A 15,714-nucleotide genomic window follows, 5' to 3' on the forward strand; every position below is an offset into this window, starting at 1 on the left:
CCCAGATTCCCACCCAGCACCAGGTCAATCTGCCCACGGAAATACTGCTCCACGCGAATCCGCGTGCGCGCCGCCGGGCGGCCCTGCGGGTTGGCGGACGTCGACACCAGCGGTCCGACCAGTGCGCACAAATCCCGCACCTGCGGGTGATCGCTGACCCGCAGCGCCACGGTTTCATGCACGCCGGTGATCCACTCCGGCAACATATTCTGATGCGGCACCAGCCAGGTGTTCGGCCCCGGCCAGGTACTGGCCATGCGGTCCATCCACAGCTCGGGGAAATCTTCGAACAGGAAGTCGAACTGGCGGATGTTGTCAGCGACCAAAATCAGGCCTTTATCCACAGACCGGCCCTTGATCAGCAGCAAACGCTCCACTGCCTCTTCGTCCCACGGGTCGCACCCCAGACCCCAGACAGCTTCGGTTGGGTAGGCAATCACCGCCCCGGCGCGAACTGCTTGCGCGGCTTGTTGCACACGCCAACTGTTGACCATGAATAAACTCTCCAGAATAAGGCTCTGCGCAGTTTACCGATCTTCCTTATAAAACCTAGCTCACCCGCGCAAACCAGCGGCCGTTTTCACACACGGCGCGGCCGTCCATTTCCAGCTCCGTCAACGCCGCCAGCACTTTGGGCAAGGCCCAGCCACTGGCGTCAGCCAGCATTTCACTGGTTTGAGGTGCGGCGTGGAGCAATGCCAGCAAAGGATGGGACACCACTCCCGCATCGGATTCTGTGGATAACGGCAGCTGTTGCCAGCCGCGCAAGGCTTCAAGAATGTGTTCGATGGTTTCCACCAACACCGCACCGTCGCGGATCAACTGGTGGCAACCCTTGGCGCCCGGGTGATGGATCGATCCCGGAATCGCATACACCTCGCGTCCCTGTTCCGCCGCCAGCCTCGCGGTGATCAACGAACCGCTGGCAACACTGGCCTCGACCACCAGCACTCCAAGAGACAGTCCACTGATGATTCGGTTGCGCCGGGGGAAGTTGCTGGCGGTCGGGCCGGCGTCCAGCGGGAACTCCGAAAGTACCGCGCTGCCCGAGGCAATCATTGCATCGGCGAGCCGTCTATTGCGCTGTGGATAAAACTTTTCAAGACCCGTGCCAAGCACGCCGACCGTCTGCCCGCCAACGTCCAGCGCCGCCTGATGCGCGGCGGCGTCGATACCGAGAGCCAGACCGCTGGTCACGACAAAACCGGCGCTAGCCAGGCTGCGCGAAAACGCTGCGGCAGTATCCATGCCCGGTCGTGAGGCACGACGGCTACCCACCATCGCCAGTTGCGGTTTCTCCAGAATGCCCGGATCACCTGCCACGAATAACAGCGGCGGCGCATCGCTGATTTCAGCCAGCAGCGCCGGGTAATCGGCTTGATCAAACATCAGCAAATGCTGGCCAGGACGCTCTAGCCAGGCCAAAGCATGGCTTGCGCCATCGCGGATTTCAGCACTGCGCCGGGCCTCGGCACAGGCCAGCGGCAGGCCCAACGCACGCCAGGCGCTGGCCGGTGCGCTGATGGCTTTGGACGCCGAACCGAAGGCCTCCAGCAATTTCTTGAAACGCGCCGGGCCAAGTTCCGGCAACCGGTGAAGACGTAGACGAGCTTCCAGTTCCGCAGGGGAAACCGGTGCAGCAGCAGGCATCGACATGGATCATCCTTGATCGTTATGAGCACCCGTACAAACGGGAATAAGCTGTGGATAACTCTGTTGGTAACTTGTGAAGCACGCTACGGGTTTCGCACCTTGTCCATTACCGCCAAGGAACGTGATGCGTTCAGCACCAGTCCGTAGCTGAGCTTGTCGTAGGTGCGGAAAACCATCAACAGGCCGGCGCGTTCATCGGGAATTTTCAGCGACTGGCCGGTGATCCGGTCGCGCACGGTTTCACCGGTTTTCATCACCACCAAAACGTTGCCCTCTGCCAGACCGTCACGCTGGCCCTTGTTCAACGTAACCACATCCAATGCGCCAATTTGCGTCACGCCACGCGGCACATCAATGATCAAGCCATTGATGTCGGTTTTCGGCGCACTGGGCATGAAGGTCGAGTTGATCGAGCGCTCTTCACCGCTGAATAAACGGTCGCCGAGGCGCACTTCCTGGGTGGTGCGTTGTAGTGCCAGGGTGGCGACGTCGCCTTCGGTAGCGACGATTTCGCCTCCACCAATGTCATCGGCGTTGATCCCCAAAAACTCCTGGGTCTGCGGATCGGTGTAGACCTTGCCCTGACGGAAGATGCCGTAGACCGGTTGCGCCGGGTCGAAGTGGCCGCGGGCGAAGATGCGGTCACCGATGCCGCTGAGGACCCGTTCGGCATCACCGGCCACGATGTAAGGCGCCTTGTCGAAGTCCTCGGCGTTGTCGACGATACGGTTGCTCAGCAGAAAGCTGTTGATCGATTTCAGCGGAATGCTCGGGATCGCCTCGGCCACCGGGCTACTGCGCACGCGTGGCGATAGCTTGATGGTGCCTCGGGAGGCGCCGCGATTAAGGGTCAGGCGTGGCTCGCCGTTGACGTAGACCAGCGACAGCGAGTCGCCGGGGTAGATGAGGTTAGGGTTTTCGATCTGCGGATTGGCTTGCCAGAGCTCGGGCCACTGCCACGGTTCGCGAAGGAATTTCCCCGAGATCCCCCAGAGCGTGTCGCCCGCTACGACGGTGTATTGCTGTGGAAAACCTTCCTTGAGTTGCACTTGCCCGTGCGCCAAACCGGCCGACGCCAGAAGCAGCAGGGCGAGTAGTGATTTCCTCATGCGGTGAATCCCTTTATTATGTACGTTCGCGTGAAACGCCAGAGCCGTCAGTGGCTCGCTCCCGGCTTGCTTATCGAAAGAAGGGAGCTACGTTTTACAACGGTAGCCTGCATCTTCGGACCCGCCAGGCCATCGACCCGACCTTACTTCACACGTGCAGTCATCAAGCTTATGGCCATTTTGAACATCCTCGAATTCCCTGACCCGCGCCTGCGCACTATCGCCAAACCGGTGGCCGTAGTGGACGACGAAGTGCGTCAGTTGGTCGATGACATGTTTGAAACAATGTATGAAGCACCGGGCATCGGCCTCGCCGCGACCCAGGTCAACGTGCACAAACGTATCGTCGTGATGGACCTCTCCGAAGACCGCACCGAGCCGCGAGTGTTCATCAACCCCGAGCTCGAACCGCTGACCGACGACATGGGCCAGTACCAGGAAGGCTGCCTTTCGGTACCGGGCTTCTACGAAAACGTCGATCGCCCGCAACGGGTCAAGGTCAAGGCTCTGGACCGCGACGGCCAGCCTTACGAACTGATCGCCGAAGATTTGCTCGCCGTGTGCATCCAGCACGAATGCGACCACCTCAATGGCAAATTGTTCGTCGATTACCTGTCCACGCTCAAACGCGACCGCATCAAGAAGAAACTGGAAAAGCTCCATCGCCAGAACGCCTGATGCCCATCTTCAAAGGCTTGCTGCGGCAAGCCTTTTTCTTTTCAAGAGACTTCATGAATGACTGAGCCACTGCGCATCGTCTTTGCCGGCACCCCGGAATTCGCCGCCGAACACCTCAAGGCCCTGCTCGACAGCCCTTACGAGATCGTCGCCGTCTACACCCAACCGGACCGCCCGGCAGGTCGTGGGCAGAAGCTGATGCCGAGCCCGGTCAAACAGCTTGCTCTGGAGAACAACATTGCGGTGCTGCAACCACCCACGTTGCGCAACGAAGAGGCTCAGGCCGAACTGGCCGCGCTGAAGCCGGACTTGATGGTGGTGGTCGCCTACGGCCTGATCCTGCCGCAAGTGGTGCTGGATATCCCGCGCCTGGGCTGCATCAACAGCCACGCCTCGCTGCTGCCACGCTGGCGCGGTGCGGCACCGATCCAGCGCGCCGTCGAAGCGGGCGACGCTGAAAGCGGTGTGACCGTGATGCGCATGGAAGCCGGCCTCGACACCGGGCCGATGCTGCTCAAAGTCACCACGCCGATCAGCGCCGAAGACACCGGCGGCAGTCTGCACGACCGTCTGGCCGAAATGGGGCCGCCCGCCGTCATTCAGGCGATCGCCGGCCTCGCTGCCGGAACGCTGGAAGGCGAAGTGCAAGACGACAGCCTCGCCACTTACGCGCACAAATTGAACAAGGATGAAGCCCGCATTGACTGGGCTCGTCCGGCGGTTGAGCTTGAGCGTCTGGTCCGTGCCTTCAACCCTTGGCCGATCACTCACAGCACCTTGAACGGCGAAGCGCTGAAAGTGCTGGCCGCGAGCCTGGCTGAAGGGAAGGGCGCACCGGGTGAAATCCTCGGCGCCAGCAAGGACGGCCTGATCGTCGCCTGCGGTGAGCAGGCGCTGTGTCTGACCCGCCTGCAATTGCCCGGTGGCAAGGCTTTGAACTTCAGTGACCTGTTCAACAGCCGTCGCGAGAAGTTCGCCGTCGGCACGGTGCTCGGTCAAGCGGCGGACGCTCAATGAATCCGCGTCTGGCCGCCGCCAAGGCACTCGCCGCAGTCCTGAGCGGCAAAGCTTCGCTCAACAGTTCGCTGCCCACGCAGATGGACAAGGTTGAGGACCGGGATCGCGGTTTTACCCAGGACCTGGCCTTCGGCACCGCTCGCTGGCAGCCGCGTTTGTCGGCGCTGGCGGCCAAACTGTTGCAGAAGCCGTTCAAGGCTGCGGACGCCGATGTCGAAGCGCTGCTGCTGGTCGGCCTCTATCAATTGCTCTACACCCGCGTTCCGGCCCACGCCGCCATCGGCGAAACCGTCGGTTGTGCCGACAAGCTGAAAAAACCCTGGGCCAAGGCCTTGCTCAACGCGGTGTTGCGTAATGCCCAGCGTGAAAGCGAAACGATTTTCGCCGAGCTGGAGCGTGATCCGGTGGTGCGCACCGCTCACCCGCGCTGGCTGCAAAAATCCCTCAAGGCTTTCTGGCCTGAGCAATGGGAAGCCATTTGCGCGGCGAACAATGCGCACCCGCCAATGATTCTGCGGGTCAACCGTCGTCATCACAGCCGTGACGCCTACCTTGGCTTGCTGAGCGAAGCGGGCATCGCCGCCAGTGCATGCGAGTACAGCCGCGATGGCATCATCCTCGACGCCGCCGCCGACGTGCGCAGCCTGCCGGGCTTCGCCGAAGGCTGGATCAGCGTGCAGGATGAAGCCGCGCAACTGGCCGCCGATCTGCTCGACCTCGCCCCCGGCCAACGGGTGCTCGACGCCTGCTGCGCGCCGGGCGGCAAGACCTGCCATATCCTCGAAGCCGAGCCAAAACTGGCCGGTGTCGTGGCGGTAGACCTGGAAGCCAAGCGACTGGTACGCGTGCGGGAAAACCTCGAACGCCTGGGCCTGAGCGCCGAACTGATCGCCGCCGACGGCCGCGACACTCAGGCGTGGTGGGACGGCAAACCGTTCCAGCGCATCCTGTTGGACGCTCCTTGCTCGGCCACCGGCGTGATTCGCCGTCACCCGGACATCAAGCTCACTCGCCAACCCGACGACATTGCCGCACTGGCGGTGTTGCAAGGCGAGTTGCTCGACGCCATGTGGACGACCCTGGAAGTGGGCGGCATCTTGCTCTACGCCACCTGCTCGACGCTGCCGACCGAAAACACCGAAGTCATCGCGGCCTTCCTCGCCCGCACACCAGGCGCCCGTGAGCTGGACCTCGCCACACAGGCCGGCATCAAGCAGCCCCATGGTCGCCAGTTGCTGGCCCAGGAAGGCGGGCACGACGGCTTCTACTACGCCAAGCTGATCAAGATCGCCGCCGCGCGCGGCTAAAATGGATTCAACGGAGTGACTGGATGAAAATCATCATCCTCGGAGCGGGGCAGGTCGGCGGTTCGCTAGCGGAACACTTGGCCAGCGAGGCCAACGACATCACCGTCGTCGACACCGATGGCGAACGCCTGCGCGACCTCGGCGACCGGCTGGACATCCGCACGGTACAGGGTCGTGGCTCACTGCCGACGATTCTGCGCCAGGCCGGCGCGGACGACGCCGACATGCTGGTCGCCGTGACCAGCAGCGACGAAACCAACATGGTGGCCTGTCAGGTCGCCCACACCCTGTTCCACACGCCGACCAAGATCGCCCGGGTCCGTGAAGCCGCGTACCTGACCAAGACCGAGCTCTTCGATAACGAAGCGATTCCGGTGGACGTATTGATCAGCCCGGAGCAAGTGGTCACCAACTACATCAAGCGTCTGATCCAGCATCCGGGCGCCTTGCAGGTGATCGACTTCGCCGAAGGCAAGGCGCAACTGGTCGCGGTGCGCGCCTACTACGGCGGGCCACTGGTGGGTCAGCAATTGCGGCAGTTGCGCGAGCACATGCCGAACGTCGAAACCCGCGTCGCGGCGATTTTTCGCCGTGACCGGCCGATCCTGCCGCAAGGCGATACGGTGATCGAGGCGGATGACGAAGTATTCTTCATCGCCGCCCGCGCGAACATTCGTGCAGTCATGAGTGAAATGCGTCGCCTCGACGAAACCTACAAACGCATCGTTATCGCCGGCGGCGGGCAGATCGGCGAGCGGTTGGCCGAAGCCATCGAAAGCCGCTACCAGGTGAAGATCATCGAGATGAACCCGGCGCGCTGCCGCCATCTCTCGGACACCCTCGACAGCACCGTGGTCTTGCAGGGCAGTGCCTCAGACCGCGACTTGCTGCTGGAAGAGAACATCGCCGATGCGGACATCTTCCTGGCCCTGACCAACGATGACGAGGCCAATATCATGTCGTCGCTGCTGGCCAAGCGGCTGGGCGCGAAGAAGGTGATGACCATCATCAACAACCCGGCCTATGTCGACTTGATCCAGGGCGGCGACATCGACATCGCCATCAGCCCGCAACTGGCGACCATCGGCACCTTGCTCGCCCACGTGCGGCGCGGCGATATCGTCAGCGTGCACTCACTGCGCCGCGGCGCGGCAGAGGCCATCGAGGCAATTGCCCATGGCGATGCGAAATCGAGCAAGGTCATCGGCAAGGCCATCGAGAACATCGGCCTGCCACCGGGCACCACCATTGGCGCGATAATCCGCGATGAAGAGGTGATCATTGCCCACGATGACACGGTGATCCAAACCGGCGACCACGTGATTTTGTTCCTTGTGGATAAAAAGCACATTCGGGATGTGGAGAAGCTGTTCCATGTGGGGCTGAGCTTTTTCTGATCCTGATCTTTTGTGGCGAGGGAGCTTGCTCCCGCTCGGCTGCGCAGCAGTCGCGAAACATCTGAACACGGTGTCTAAAAGGCGACCGCTTCGCGCTCGAGCGGGAGCAAGCTCGCTCGCCACAGAGTTTTCTACTCTCAAAGGAAAGTGTTCATGATCGAATCCCTGGAAAAAATGCTCGCCAAGGGTGTGGATAACTCGTTGCTGCGCTTCGGCCTGGGCAAGGGTTATCTGGATCTGGGGGAGAACGCCAAGGCTGTGGAGCATTTCCAGCGTTGTGTGGAAATTGATCCAAAGTATTCGGCGGCGTGGAAGCTATTGGGCAAGGCCCACCTGGCGTTGGCGGACCATGCGGCTGCGCGCCGGGCCTGGGAGCAAGGCCTGGAAGCCGCCACTGCCCATGGCGACAAGCAGGCCGAGAAGGAAATGACGGTGTTCCTGAAGAAACTCGACCGTCAGGCGCCCTGATCAGAGATAGCGCAAACCAATGCCTTCGGCATCTACCTGCACCACTTCCATACGCACCCGCGGCGCGCTTGTGGGTAAGTCCTGCACCTGGCCGTAGACCACCGCGCCCCTGGGCAGTGCCGACAAGGCCGGATGTTTGACGTAGACACCCGTGGTCGAGAGATTGCGGGTCTGGCCCAGGCAATCGCCGAAGCTTTCGTGACTGATCTTGATGCGAAATGATTTGCGGTGTTCGGACATCTTTTTGCGCCCTAATGAACGGGGTGTGGATAAGCCGCAAAGCAAGATCAAAAAATCGCAGCCTGCGGCAGCTCCTACAGGTTATCCACAGAGTGTGCCAAGTCGGTCAGTACCAGCGTTCTTCGCCGGGCGGACGTTTCTTGAAGCGCTTCATGCTCCACATATACTGGCTCGGATAGGCCCGTACATAGCGCTCGACCACTTGGCTCATCGCCGCGCAGGACGTCTCGGTATCGGTGCTGTACATGGCTTCCGGCGCGGCTTCGAGGATCACTTTGTAACCCGAACCGTCCGGCAGCCGCAGGGCATGCAGGAACACGCCGACCGCTTTTCCGCCAGCGAGCATGTTTGGCACAAATTTGCTGGTCAGCGCCTGAGTGGCAAAGAACGGCACGAAGATCCCGGCGGATTCGGCCGGTTCCGGGTCAGCGGGAATACCCACTGCACCACCTCGGCGCACTTCCTTGATGACGCTGAGGATGCCTTCCTTGGTGGACGCGGCCACCTTGTTGCCCAATTGCACCCGTTGCTTTTGCAGCAATTCATCCACCGCCTTCAATTTCGGCGGACGGTAGAAGATGATCGGCTTGCACTGGCTGCAATAGAAGTGGTTGAGCACTTCCCAGTTGCCCAGGTGGCTGGTGATGCCAACGACGCCTTTGCCGGAGGCGAGGGCTTCCTTCAATACGTCGAGACCTTCGACTTCGCGCACCAGATCAATGGAGCGCTGGGCCGGCCAGATCCAGGCGCAGGCACTTTCGGTCAGGGACTTGCCGATGTCCTTCAGGCTCTGGCCGACCAGGCGCTCGCGCTCGGCGGGGTCCATTTCCGGAAAACACTTGGCGAGGTTGATCCGCACCACGTCCCGGGAGCGGTTGGGGAATTTCCACATACACCAGCCGATCGCCGACCCGGCTGCCTGCACTGCCCGCCACGGGAGCAGGGCAAACAGCCGCAGAGCGCCTACCAGCAAGGCGCCTTTTAACTTATCCACAGGTCACTCCTGATCTTGTGCTGCGCGCGAGGCGGCTATTCTAACCGCCGTTCGCCAGCAGCGCGTAGCGGTCGCAATCCTGCGTATGGTCCATGACCATGCCGCAGGCCTGCATCAGCGCGTAGCAAATGGTCGGACCGACGAAGGTGAAGCCGGCCTTTTTCAGGCCTTTGCTCATTTCCACCGCTTCCGGCGTGATGGCGGGGACTTCGGTACGGTCCTTGAAATGATTGATCTTCGGCACATTGCCGACGAAGGACCAGAGAAACGCCACCGGGTCCTCCAGCGCCAGCCAGGCCTGGGCATTGCGCCGGGCTGCATTGAGTTTGAGGCGATTGCGAATGATGCCCGGATCGAGCATCAATTCCTCGATTTCGGCATCGCTCATCTGCGCCACGCGCTGCACGTCGAAGCCGTACATCACCTGGCGATAGTGCTCGCGTTTGCGCAACACGGTGATCCAGGAAAGCCCGGCCTGGAACCCTTCGAGCAAAAGCAACTCGAACAAACCCTGCGCATCGCGTAGCGGCGTGCCCCACTCCTGATCGTGATAAGCCATGTACAGCGGATCTTCGGAACACCAAAAGCAGCGTGGCATAAGGCTCCAGGGGGCGTGCGCAGCATCGAATCGGGTATACTCCCGCTCTTTAAATCGCAGCCCAAGAAACAGGTGAATTCGTGAGCCAGCCTACGCCAGCCGTGCGTACCTTCCAAGACTTGATCCTCGCCCTCCAGCAATACTGGGCCGAGCAAGGTTGTGTGGTACTTCAGCCCTACGATATGGAAGTAGGCGCCGGCACTTTCCACACCGCAACATTCCTGCGCGCCATTGGCCCGGAAACCTGGAACGCCGCCTATGTGCAGCCAAGTCGTCGTCCGACTGACGGCCGCTACGGCGAAAACCCGAACCGTCTGCAGCACTACTACCAGTTCCAGGTAGTCCTGAAGCCGAACCCGGACAACTTCCAGGAACTGTACCTGGGCTCCCTCAAGCATGTCGGTCTGGACCCGCTGGTCCACGACATTCGCTTCGTCGAAGACAACTGGGAATCGCCGACCCTCGGCGCCTGGGGTCTGGGCTGGGAAGTCTGGCTCAACGGCATGGAAGTGACCCAGTTCACTTACTTCCAGCAAGCGGGCGGCATCGAGTGCTACCCGGTGACTGGCGAGATCACCTACGGTCTTGAGCGTCTGGCCATGTACCTGCAAGGCGTGGACTCGGTCTACGACCTGGTCTGGGCTGACGGCCCGATGGGCAAAGTGACCTACGGCGACGTGTTCCACCAGAACGAAGTGGAGCAGTCCACTTACAACTTCGAACACGCCAACGTCGAGAAGCTGTTCGAGCTGTTCGACTTCTACGAAAGCGAAGCCAAGCGCCTGATCGAGCTCGACCAGCCGCTGCCGTTGCCGAGCTACGAAATGGTGTTGAAGGCGTCCCATACCTTCAACCTGCTGGATGCGCGCCGGGCAATCTCGGTAACCGCGCGTCAGCAATACATTCTGCGTGTACGTACCCTGGCGCGTTCCGTTGCGCAAGCCTACCTGCTGGCTCGCGCCAAGCTGGGCTTCCCGATGGCGACCCCGGACCTGCGTGACGAAGTACTGGCCAAGCTGGAGGCTGCACAATGAGTGCTCTGGATTTTCTGGTTGAACTGGGCACTGAAGAACTGCCACCCAAGGCCCTGAACACCCTGGCCGAGGCGTTTCTTGCCGGTATCGACAAGGGCCTGCAAGCTGCCGGCCTGAACTACGAGACCAAAACCGTTTATGCCGCGCCACGTCGTCTGGCGGTGCTGATCACGTCGCTGGCCACCCAGCAGCCGGATCGCAGCATCAACCTCGATGGCCCGCCACGTCAGGCCGCTTTCGATGCCGAAGGCAACCCGACTCAAGCAGCACTGGGCTTTGCCAAGAAGTGCGGCGTCGACCTGAGCGAAATCGATCAGAGCGGCCCTAAACTGCGCTACAGCCAGAGCATCGCCGGCAAGCCGACCGCGAGCCTGCTGCCGACCATCGTCGAAGATTCCCTCAACGACCTGCCGATTCCCAAGCGCATGCGCTGGGGCGCGCGCAAGGAAGAATTCGTTCGTCCGACCCAATGGCTGGTGATGCTGCTCGGTGACCAGGTCATCGACTGCACCATCCTCGCCCAGAAGTCCGGCCGCGATTCCCGTGGTCACCGCTTCCATCACCCGGAAAGCGTGCGTATCGGTTCGCCGTCCAGCTACCTGGCTGACCTGCGTGCCGCTTATGTATTGGCCGATGCCAACGAGCGTCGCGAGATCATCAGCAAGCGCACCGAAGAGCTGGCGACCCGCCAGGAAGGCACCGCGATCGTGCCACCAGACCTGCTCGACGAAGTGACCGCGCTGGTCGAGTGGCCAGTGCCGCTGGTGTGCTCGTTCGAAGAACGCTTCCTCGACGTGCCGCAAGAAGCGCTGATCACCACCATGCAGGACAACCAGAAGTACTTCTGCCTGCTGGATGCCGACGGCAAGTTGCTGCCACGTTTCATTACCGTGGCCAACATCGAGAGCAAAGACCCGCAGCAGATCATCGCCGGTAACGAGAAAGTGGTTCGCCCACGCCTGACCGACGCCGAGTTCTTCTTCAAGCAAGACAAGAAGCAGAAACTCGAAGACTTCAACCAGCGCCTGCAAAACGTGGTGTTCCAGGAAAAACTCGGCAGCGTCTACGACAAGGCCGAGCGCGTTTCCAAACTGGCCGCTTACATCGCGCAACGCATCGGCGGCAACGCCGCATGGGCCGCTCGTGCAGGCTTGCTGTCCAAGTGCGACCTGTCGACCGAGATGGTTGGCGAGTTCCCGGAGATGCAAGGTGTCGCCGGTTACTACTACGCCCTCAACGATGGCGAGCCGGAAGATGTTGCCCTGGCGCTGAACGAGCAATACATGCCGCGCGGTGCCGGCGCTGAGCTGCCAAGCACCCTGACCGGTGCGGCCGTGGCCATCGCGGACAAGCTCGACACGCTGGTCGGCATTTTCGGCATCGGCATGTTGCCGACCGGCAGCAAAGACCCGTATGCACTGCGCCGTGCCGCGCTGGGCGTGCTGCGTATTCTGATCGAGAAACAACTGGATCTGGACCTGAACGACGCCGTGGCCTTCGCCGTGAATGCGTTCGGCGCCAAGGTCAAGGCTACCGGCCTGAACGATTCGGTGCTGGAGTTCATCTTCGATCGTCTGCGTGCCCGTTACGAAGACGAAGGCGTCGATGTCGCGACCTACCTGTCGGTTCGTGCCCTTAAGCCGGGTTCGGCGCTGGACTTCGATCAACGTGTGCAAGCCGTGCAGGCCTTCCGCAAACTGCCGGAAGCCGCTGCCCTGGCCGCCGTCAACAAGCGCGTTTCGAACCTGCTGAGCAAGGTCGAAGGCTCCGTGCCAACCGTGGTGGAAGCGAAGTACTTCGACAACGCCAACGAGTTCTCCCTGTACTCGGCAATCCAGCAGGCAGACCAGGCTGTCCAGCCAATGGCTGCGGCGCGTCAGTACAGCGAATCGCTGGCACGCCTGGCTGCCTTGCGCGAGCCGGTGGACGCGTTCTTTGAAGCGGTGATGGTCAACGCGGATGACGCCAATGTGCGCGCCAACCGTTATGCACTGCTGGCGCGTCTGCGTGGCTTGTTCCTCGGCGTCGCCGACATTTCGTTGCTGGGGTAAGACTGTTTGAAACTGCTGATTCTCGATCGGGACGGGGTGATCAACTTTGACTCCGACGCTTACATCAAGTCGGTGGAGGAGTGGATTCCACTCCCCGGTTCGATCGAAGCCATCGCGCAGTTGAGCAAGGCCGGCTGGACGGTAGCGGTCGCTACCAACCAGTCGGGCATCGCTCGCGGCTATTACGACATCGCTACCCTGGACGCCATGCATGAGCGCTTGCGCTCGCTGGTGGCGGAGCAGGGCGGCGAAGTCGGGCTGATCGTCTACTGTCCCCATGGGCCAGACGAAGGTTGTGACTGCCGCAAGCCAAAACCCGGGATGCTGAAAAGCATCGCCGCACATTACAACGTATCGCTGACCGATCTCTGGTTCGTCGGCGATAGTCTCGGTGACCTGGAAGCCGCCAAAGCCGTCGATTCACAGCCAGTTTTGGTAAAGACCGGGAAAGGCGAAAAGACTTTGGGCAAGACCCTTCCGGCTGGCACATTGATTTTTGACGATCTGGCGGCGATTGCCGCAGAACTTATCCACAATTAGAGTGCTTCTGATATTTCCTGATAAAGGATTGATCAGGAGTGCGCTTTATACAGGCGGGTGTTGCCCGCAACGGTAAACGTCACCATGTCGATATTGCAGGCCATCAGGACCTTTCTCTTTTACCTGCTGCTGGGCACCAGCTCCTTGCTGTGGTGCAGCCTGAGTTTTTTTATCGCGCCCTTTTTGCCGTTCAAGGCGCGCTATCGCTTCATCAATGTCTATTGGTGCCGCTGCGCCTTGTGGTTGAGCAAGGTGTTCCTGGGTATTCGCTACGAAGTGAAGGGCGAGCACAACGTGCCGGATCGTCCCTGCGTAATCCAGTCGAACCACCAGAGCACCTGGGAGACTTTCTTTCTCTCCGCCTATTTCTCACCGCTGAGCCAGGTGCTCAAGCGTGAACTGCTTTATGTGCCGTTTTTCGGTTGGGCGATGGCCATGCTGCGGCCAATTGCCATCGACCGTGACAACCCGAAAGCCGCTCTCAAGCACGTAGCGAAGAAGGGCGACGAACTGCTCAAGGACAACGTCTGGGTGCTGATCTTCCCCGAAGGCACGCGCGTTCCCTACGGCACCATCGGCAAATTCTCCCGGGGCGGCACCGCGTTGGCGGTGAATGCCGATCTGCCGGTGCTGCCGATTGCACACAATGCCGGCAAATTCTGGCCGAAAACCGGTTGGAAAAAGAACCAGGGTGTCATCACCGTAATCATTGGCGAACCGATGTATGCCAAAGGCAGCGGCCCTCGAGCCATCGCCGATTTGAACGATCGGGTCCAGGCCTGGAACGAACAAATGCAACGGGAAATGGGCTCTCTGCCACCGGCTCCGCAAGCGCCCGTTGCCAATGATCAAGTGGTTGTCTGAGGTTCTGTGGATAACCTGTGTACCGTTTGTGAGAAAAGCGGCGTAATTTATCTTTAAGGTAATGATTTATATACATATTTCAAAATCAGATAAATCTCCGAAAAACGTGCATAAGTTTTTTTCGGGCGCAAAAAAACCGGCTGATATAGCCGGTTTTTTTATACCCTTGATGTGAGAGTTTCACTCTTCGAACAGAGGCAACCGAAGACTGAAACAAGTCCCTTCACCCACCACGCTTCGGCATCCAATCAGCCCCCCGTGACGATCCACCACTGCTTTCACCATCGACAGACCAAGTCCTACACCATCGATACCCTGGGCCGATGAAAAACGACGGTACTGACTGAACAAATCGGGTAGTTCATTGGGGGTAATGCCTTTGCCCTGGTCGACCAATTCACACGTCAGCCAGCCTTCGTCGCGCTTGACTGTTAAACGGACGGATGTACCGGGAGCGCTGTATTTAATGGCGTTTTCCAACAAATTGAACAGCGCCCGAGTCAGCAGCGCCTGATCCGCCATGACCAAACTTTCCTGCGCCTCTACGTCTATTTGCTGGAGCAATTCGATCCGCTTCTGCTGGGCAATGGGCAACGCCTGGTCGAAGACATCCAGCACCATCATTGCAAACAGGCTCGGTTGAAATTCATACGCTTCGGATTCGGCCCTCGCCAGCTGCACGAAGCTTTCGGTGAGATCCAATGCGCGGCGCACCTGAAGCTCGATTTGATCAAACAACTGCGCATCGCCACCCACCTGTTGGCGATGCACATCAAGCAGGGCGAGAATCGCCGAATGGGGTGCCCGCAGATCATGTGACAGGAAGCGCAACAAGACGCCGCGTTGTTCTTCTGCATCGCGTTCGACGCTGAGGTCAGTCAGGCTCAACAGCCAACCCACCGGCGTTTCCCCGTCCACTGGCAGCAACGGCGCACGCTCCAGGCGCAGGCTACGCTCCTTGATGTCGCGGAATTCCAGCAGCGGCAATTCAGATAACAGAGCAGGTGCGCCGTTAACCAGTTCCGGATAGCCCAATCGTGCCATTTGCTCAAGCACGTCTTCGCCCACCAAATCATTACTGAACAGCTCACGAGCCTTGCGGTTACCCAACAGGATCCGGCCATTCGGGTCACTGATCAACGTGGCGACTGGCAGATACTCCAGACCGTCCGCAATGAAGCGATGGGTGTCGCGAGCGCGACTCATGGCCTGCTCCAGCGCCATGACTTGCCCCTGCAAGCGGTCGCCGGTGGGGAACGGCGTACGTCGGCGTTCAGGGAATATTTTCGGTTCAGCGTCCAGACGCGCCAATTCCCATCCGAAGTAGGTCAACACCACGCTGAGACGCCGCCAATTCCAGATCAGGTAAGCCAACAACATACCCAGTACGCTTGGGGTCGGTGACCACCACGGCTGCAGTTCCGCCAGACCGAAATCAACCAGAAACGCAACGGCCATGCCCCCGAGGGTCATCCAAAGCTTCATGCGCGGCAACCACAGCAGCAGTCCCAATACGCACATCACCAGCAAGACCGAGAGCATCACTCCCAACGTCGGAGTGCCATCGTGCAAGTTGACTTGCGCGCGATAGGAGAGCAGAGCGGTCAACGGCAACAGCAACAGACTTATCCACAACCATTCGCGCAGCAATTGTCTGAACAATCGCTGAACCTGCGTTGGCTCACGGCGTCCCCGCCGGCGCTCATTCATCATTGGCATCACTGACGTAGCAGTAAAATTCGTCCATGGCTCACCGTTCTGAAT

The 15,714-nt window shown here is 60.3% G+C and carries 16 protein-coding genes; 9 read left to right on the forward strand and 7 right to left on the reverse strand.

Annotation, left to right across the window (positions count from 1 at the left end; all coding sequences use genetic code 11):
* The 3 genes from KGB21_RS20680 to KGB21_RS20690 all read right to left on the reverse strand — a co-directional run.
* The coding region (locus tag KGB21_RS20680) for an L-threonylcarbamoyladenylate synthase (RefSeq protein WP_223506557.1) at positions 1–494 on the reverse strand (494 nt) is incomplete at its 3' end.
* A 55-nt stretch (positions 495–549) separates the two neighbouring features.
* Positions 550–1,656 (reverse strand): DNA-processing protein DprA, encoded by a 1,107-nt coding sequence (gene dprA / locus KGB21_RS20685; protein ID WP_223506558.1) that lies wholly within the window; start codon positions 1,654–1,656, stop codon positions 550–552.
* Positions 1,657–1,736: 80 nt separating this feature from the next.
* Complete coding sequence (locus KGB21_RS20690; RefSeq protein WP_223506559.1) at positions 1,737–2,762, reverse strand: LysM peptidoglycan-binding domain-containing protein; 1,026 nt, start codon at positions 2,760–2,762, stop codon at positions 1,737–1,739.
* A 171-nt stretch (positions 2,763–2,933) separates the two neighbouring features.
* Here KGB21_RS20690 and def point away from each other — a divergent pair, with 171 nt between their 5' ends.
* The 5 genes from def to KGB21_RS20715 all read left to right on the forward strand — a co-directional run bounded on the left by def (position 2,934) and on the right by KGB21_RS20715 (position 7,629).
* Positions 2,934–3,440, forward strand: coding sequence for a peptide deformylase (gene def / locus KGB21_RS20695; protein WP_034149418.1), 507 nt, complete (start codon positions 2,934–2,936; stop codon positions 3,438–3,440).
* Between the two features lie 57 nt (positions 3,441–3,497).
* A complete protein-coding gene (fmt, locus tag KGB21_RS20700; RefSeq protein ID WP_223506560.1) occupies positions 3,498–4,457 on the forward strand; it encodes a methionyl-tRNA formyltransferase in 960 nt (319 codons plus the stop codon).
* A complete protein-coding gene (gene rsmB / locus KGB21_RS20705; protein WP_223506561.1) occupies positions 4,454–5,764 on the forward strand; it encodes a 16S rRNA (cytosine(967)-C(5))-methyltransferase RsmB in 1,311 nt (436 codons plus the stop codon). The genes fmt and rsmB overlap by 4 nt, the downstream gene beginning before the upstream one ends.
* Before the next feature lie 23 nt (positions 5,765–5,787).
* Positions 5,788–7,161, forward strand: coding sequence for a Trk system potassium transporter TrkA (trkA, locus tag KGB21_RS20710; protein ID WP_034149415.1), 1,374 nt, complete (start codon positions 5,788–5,790; stop codon positions 7,159–7,161).
* A 153-nt stretch (positions 7,162–7,314) separates the two neighbouring features.
* Complete coding sequence (locus tag KGB21_RS20715; protein ID WP_034149414.1) at positions 7,315–7,629, forward strand: tetratricopeptide repeat protein; 315 nt, start codon at positions 7,315–7,317, stop codon at positions 7,627–7,629.
* Here KGB21_RS20715 and KGB21_RS20720 read toward each other — a convergent pair whose 3' ends face one another.
* The 3 genes from KGB21_RS20720 to tag all read right to left on the reverse strand — a co-directional run bounded on the left by KGB21_RS20720 (position 7,630) and on the right by tag (position 9,461).
* Positions 7,630–7,869: a PilZ domain-containing protein gene (locus KGB21_RS20720; RefSeq protein WP_034149413.1), complete on the reverse strand. Its 240-nt coding sequence runs from the start codon at positions 7,867–7,869 to the stop codon at positions 7,630–7,632.
* 106 nt (positions 7,870–7,975) lie between these two features.
* The gene (locus KGB21_RS20725; RefSeq protein ID WP_034149412.1) at positions 7,976–8,863 is read right to left on the reverse strand and encodes a lysophospholipid acyltransferase; all 888 of its coding nucleotides are present in this window, start codon (positions 8,861–8,863) and stop codon (positions 7,976–7,978) included.
* Positions 8,864–8,903: 40 nt separating this feature from the next.
* The gene (gene tag, locus KGB21_RS20730) at positions 8,904–9,461 is read right to left on the reverse strand and encodes a DNA-3-methyladenine glycosylase I (protein ID WP_034149411.1); all 558 of its coding nucleotides are present in this window, start codon (positions 9,459–9,461) and stop codon (positions 8,904–8,906) included.
* A gap of 80 nt (positions 9,462–9,541) precedes the next feature.
* On the opposite strand from tag, the gene glyQ reads away from it, so the two are divergent.
* From glyQ to KGB21_RS20750, 4 genes are all read left to right on the forward strand, one after another.
* Positions 9,542–10,495 (forward strand): glycine--tRNA ligase subunit alpha, encoded by a 954-nt coding sequence (glyQ, locus tag KGB21_RS20735; RefSeq protein ID WP_008155694.1) that lies wholly within the window; start codon positions 9,542–9,544, stop codon positions 10,493–10,495.
* The gene (gene glyS, locus KGB21_RS20740; protein ID WP_034149410.1) at positions 10,492–12,546 is read left to right on the forward strand and encodes a glycine--tRNA ligase subunit beta; all 2,055 of its coding nucleotides are present in this window, start codon (positions 10,492–10,494) and stop codon (positions 12,544–12,546) included. Before glyQ ends, glyS begins: the two co-directional genes overlap by 4 nt.
* Positions 12,547–12,552: 6 nt before the next feature.
* The gene (gene gmhB, locus KGB21_RS20745; protein WP_034149409.1) at positions 12,553–13,086 is read left to right on the forward strand and encodes a D-glycero-beta-D-manno-heptose 1,7-bisphosphate 7-phosphatase; all 534 of its coding nucleotides are present in this window, start codon (positions 12,553–12,555) and stop codon (positions 13,084–13,086) included.
* A gap of 84 nt (positions 13,087–13,170) precedes the next feature.
* Entirely contained in the window at positions 13,171–13,950 is a 780-nt protein-coding gene (locus KGB21_RS20750; protein WP_223506562.1) for a lysophospholipid acyltransferase family protein, read from the forward strand.
* A 180-nt stretch (positions 13,951–14,130) separates the two neighbouring features.
* Here KGB21_RS20750 and KGB21_RS20755 read toward each other — a convergent pair whose 3' ends face one another.
* Positions 14,131–15,663 carry a sensor histidine kinase gene (locus tag KGB21_RS20755; RefSeq protein ID WP_223506563.1) on the reverse strand — a complete coding sequence of 511 codons (1,533 nt, stop codon included), beginning with the start codon at positions 15,661–15,663 and terminating at the stop codon, positions 14,131–14,133.
* Positions 15,664–15,714 lie beyond the last annotated feature (51 nt).

This window comes from Pseudomonas sp. GL-RE-29 (assembly GCF_019947275.1).
Taxonomy (GTDB): domain Bacteria; phylum Pseudomonadota; class Gammaproteobacteria; order Pseudomonadales; family Pseudomonadaceae; genus Aquipseudomonas; species Aquipseudomonas fluorescens_A.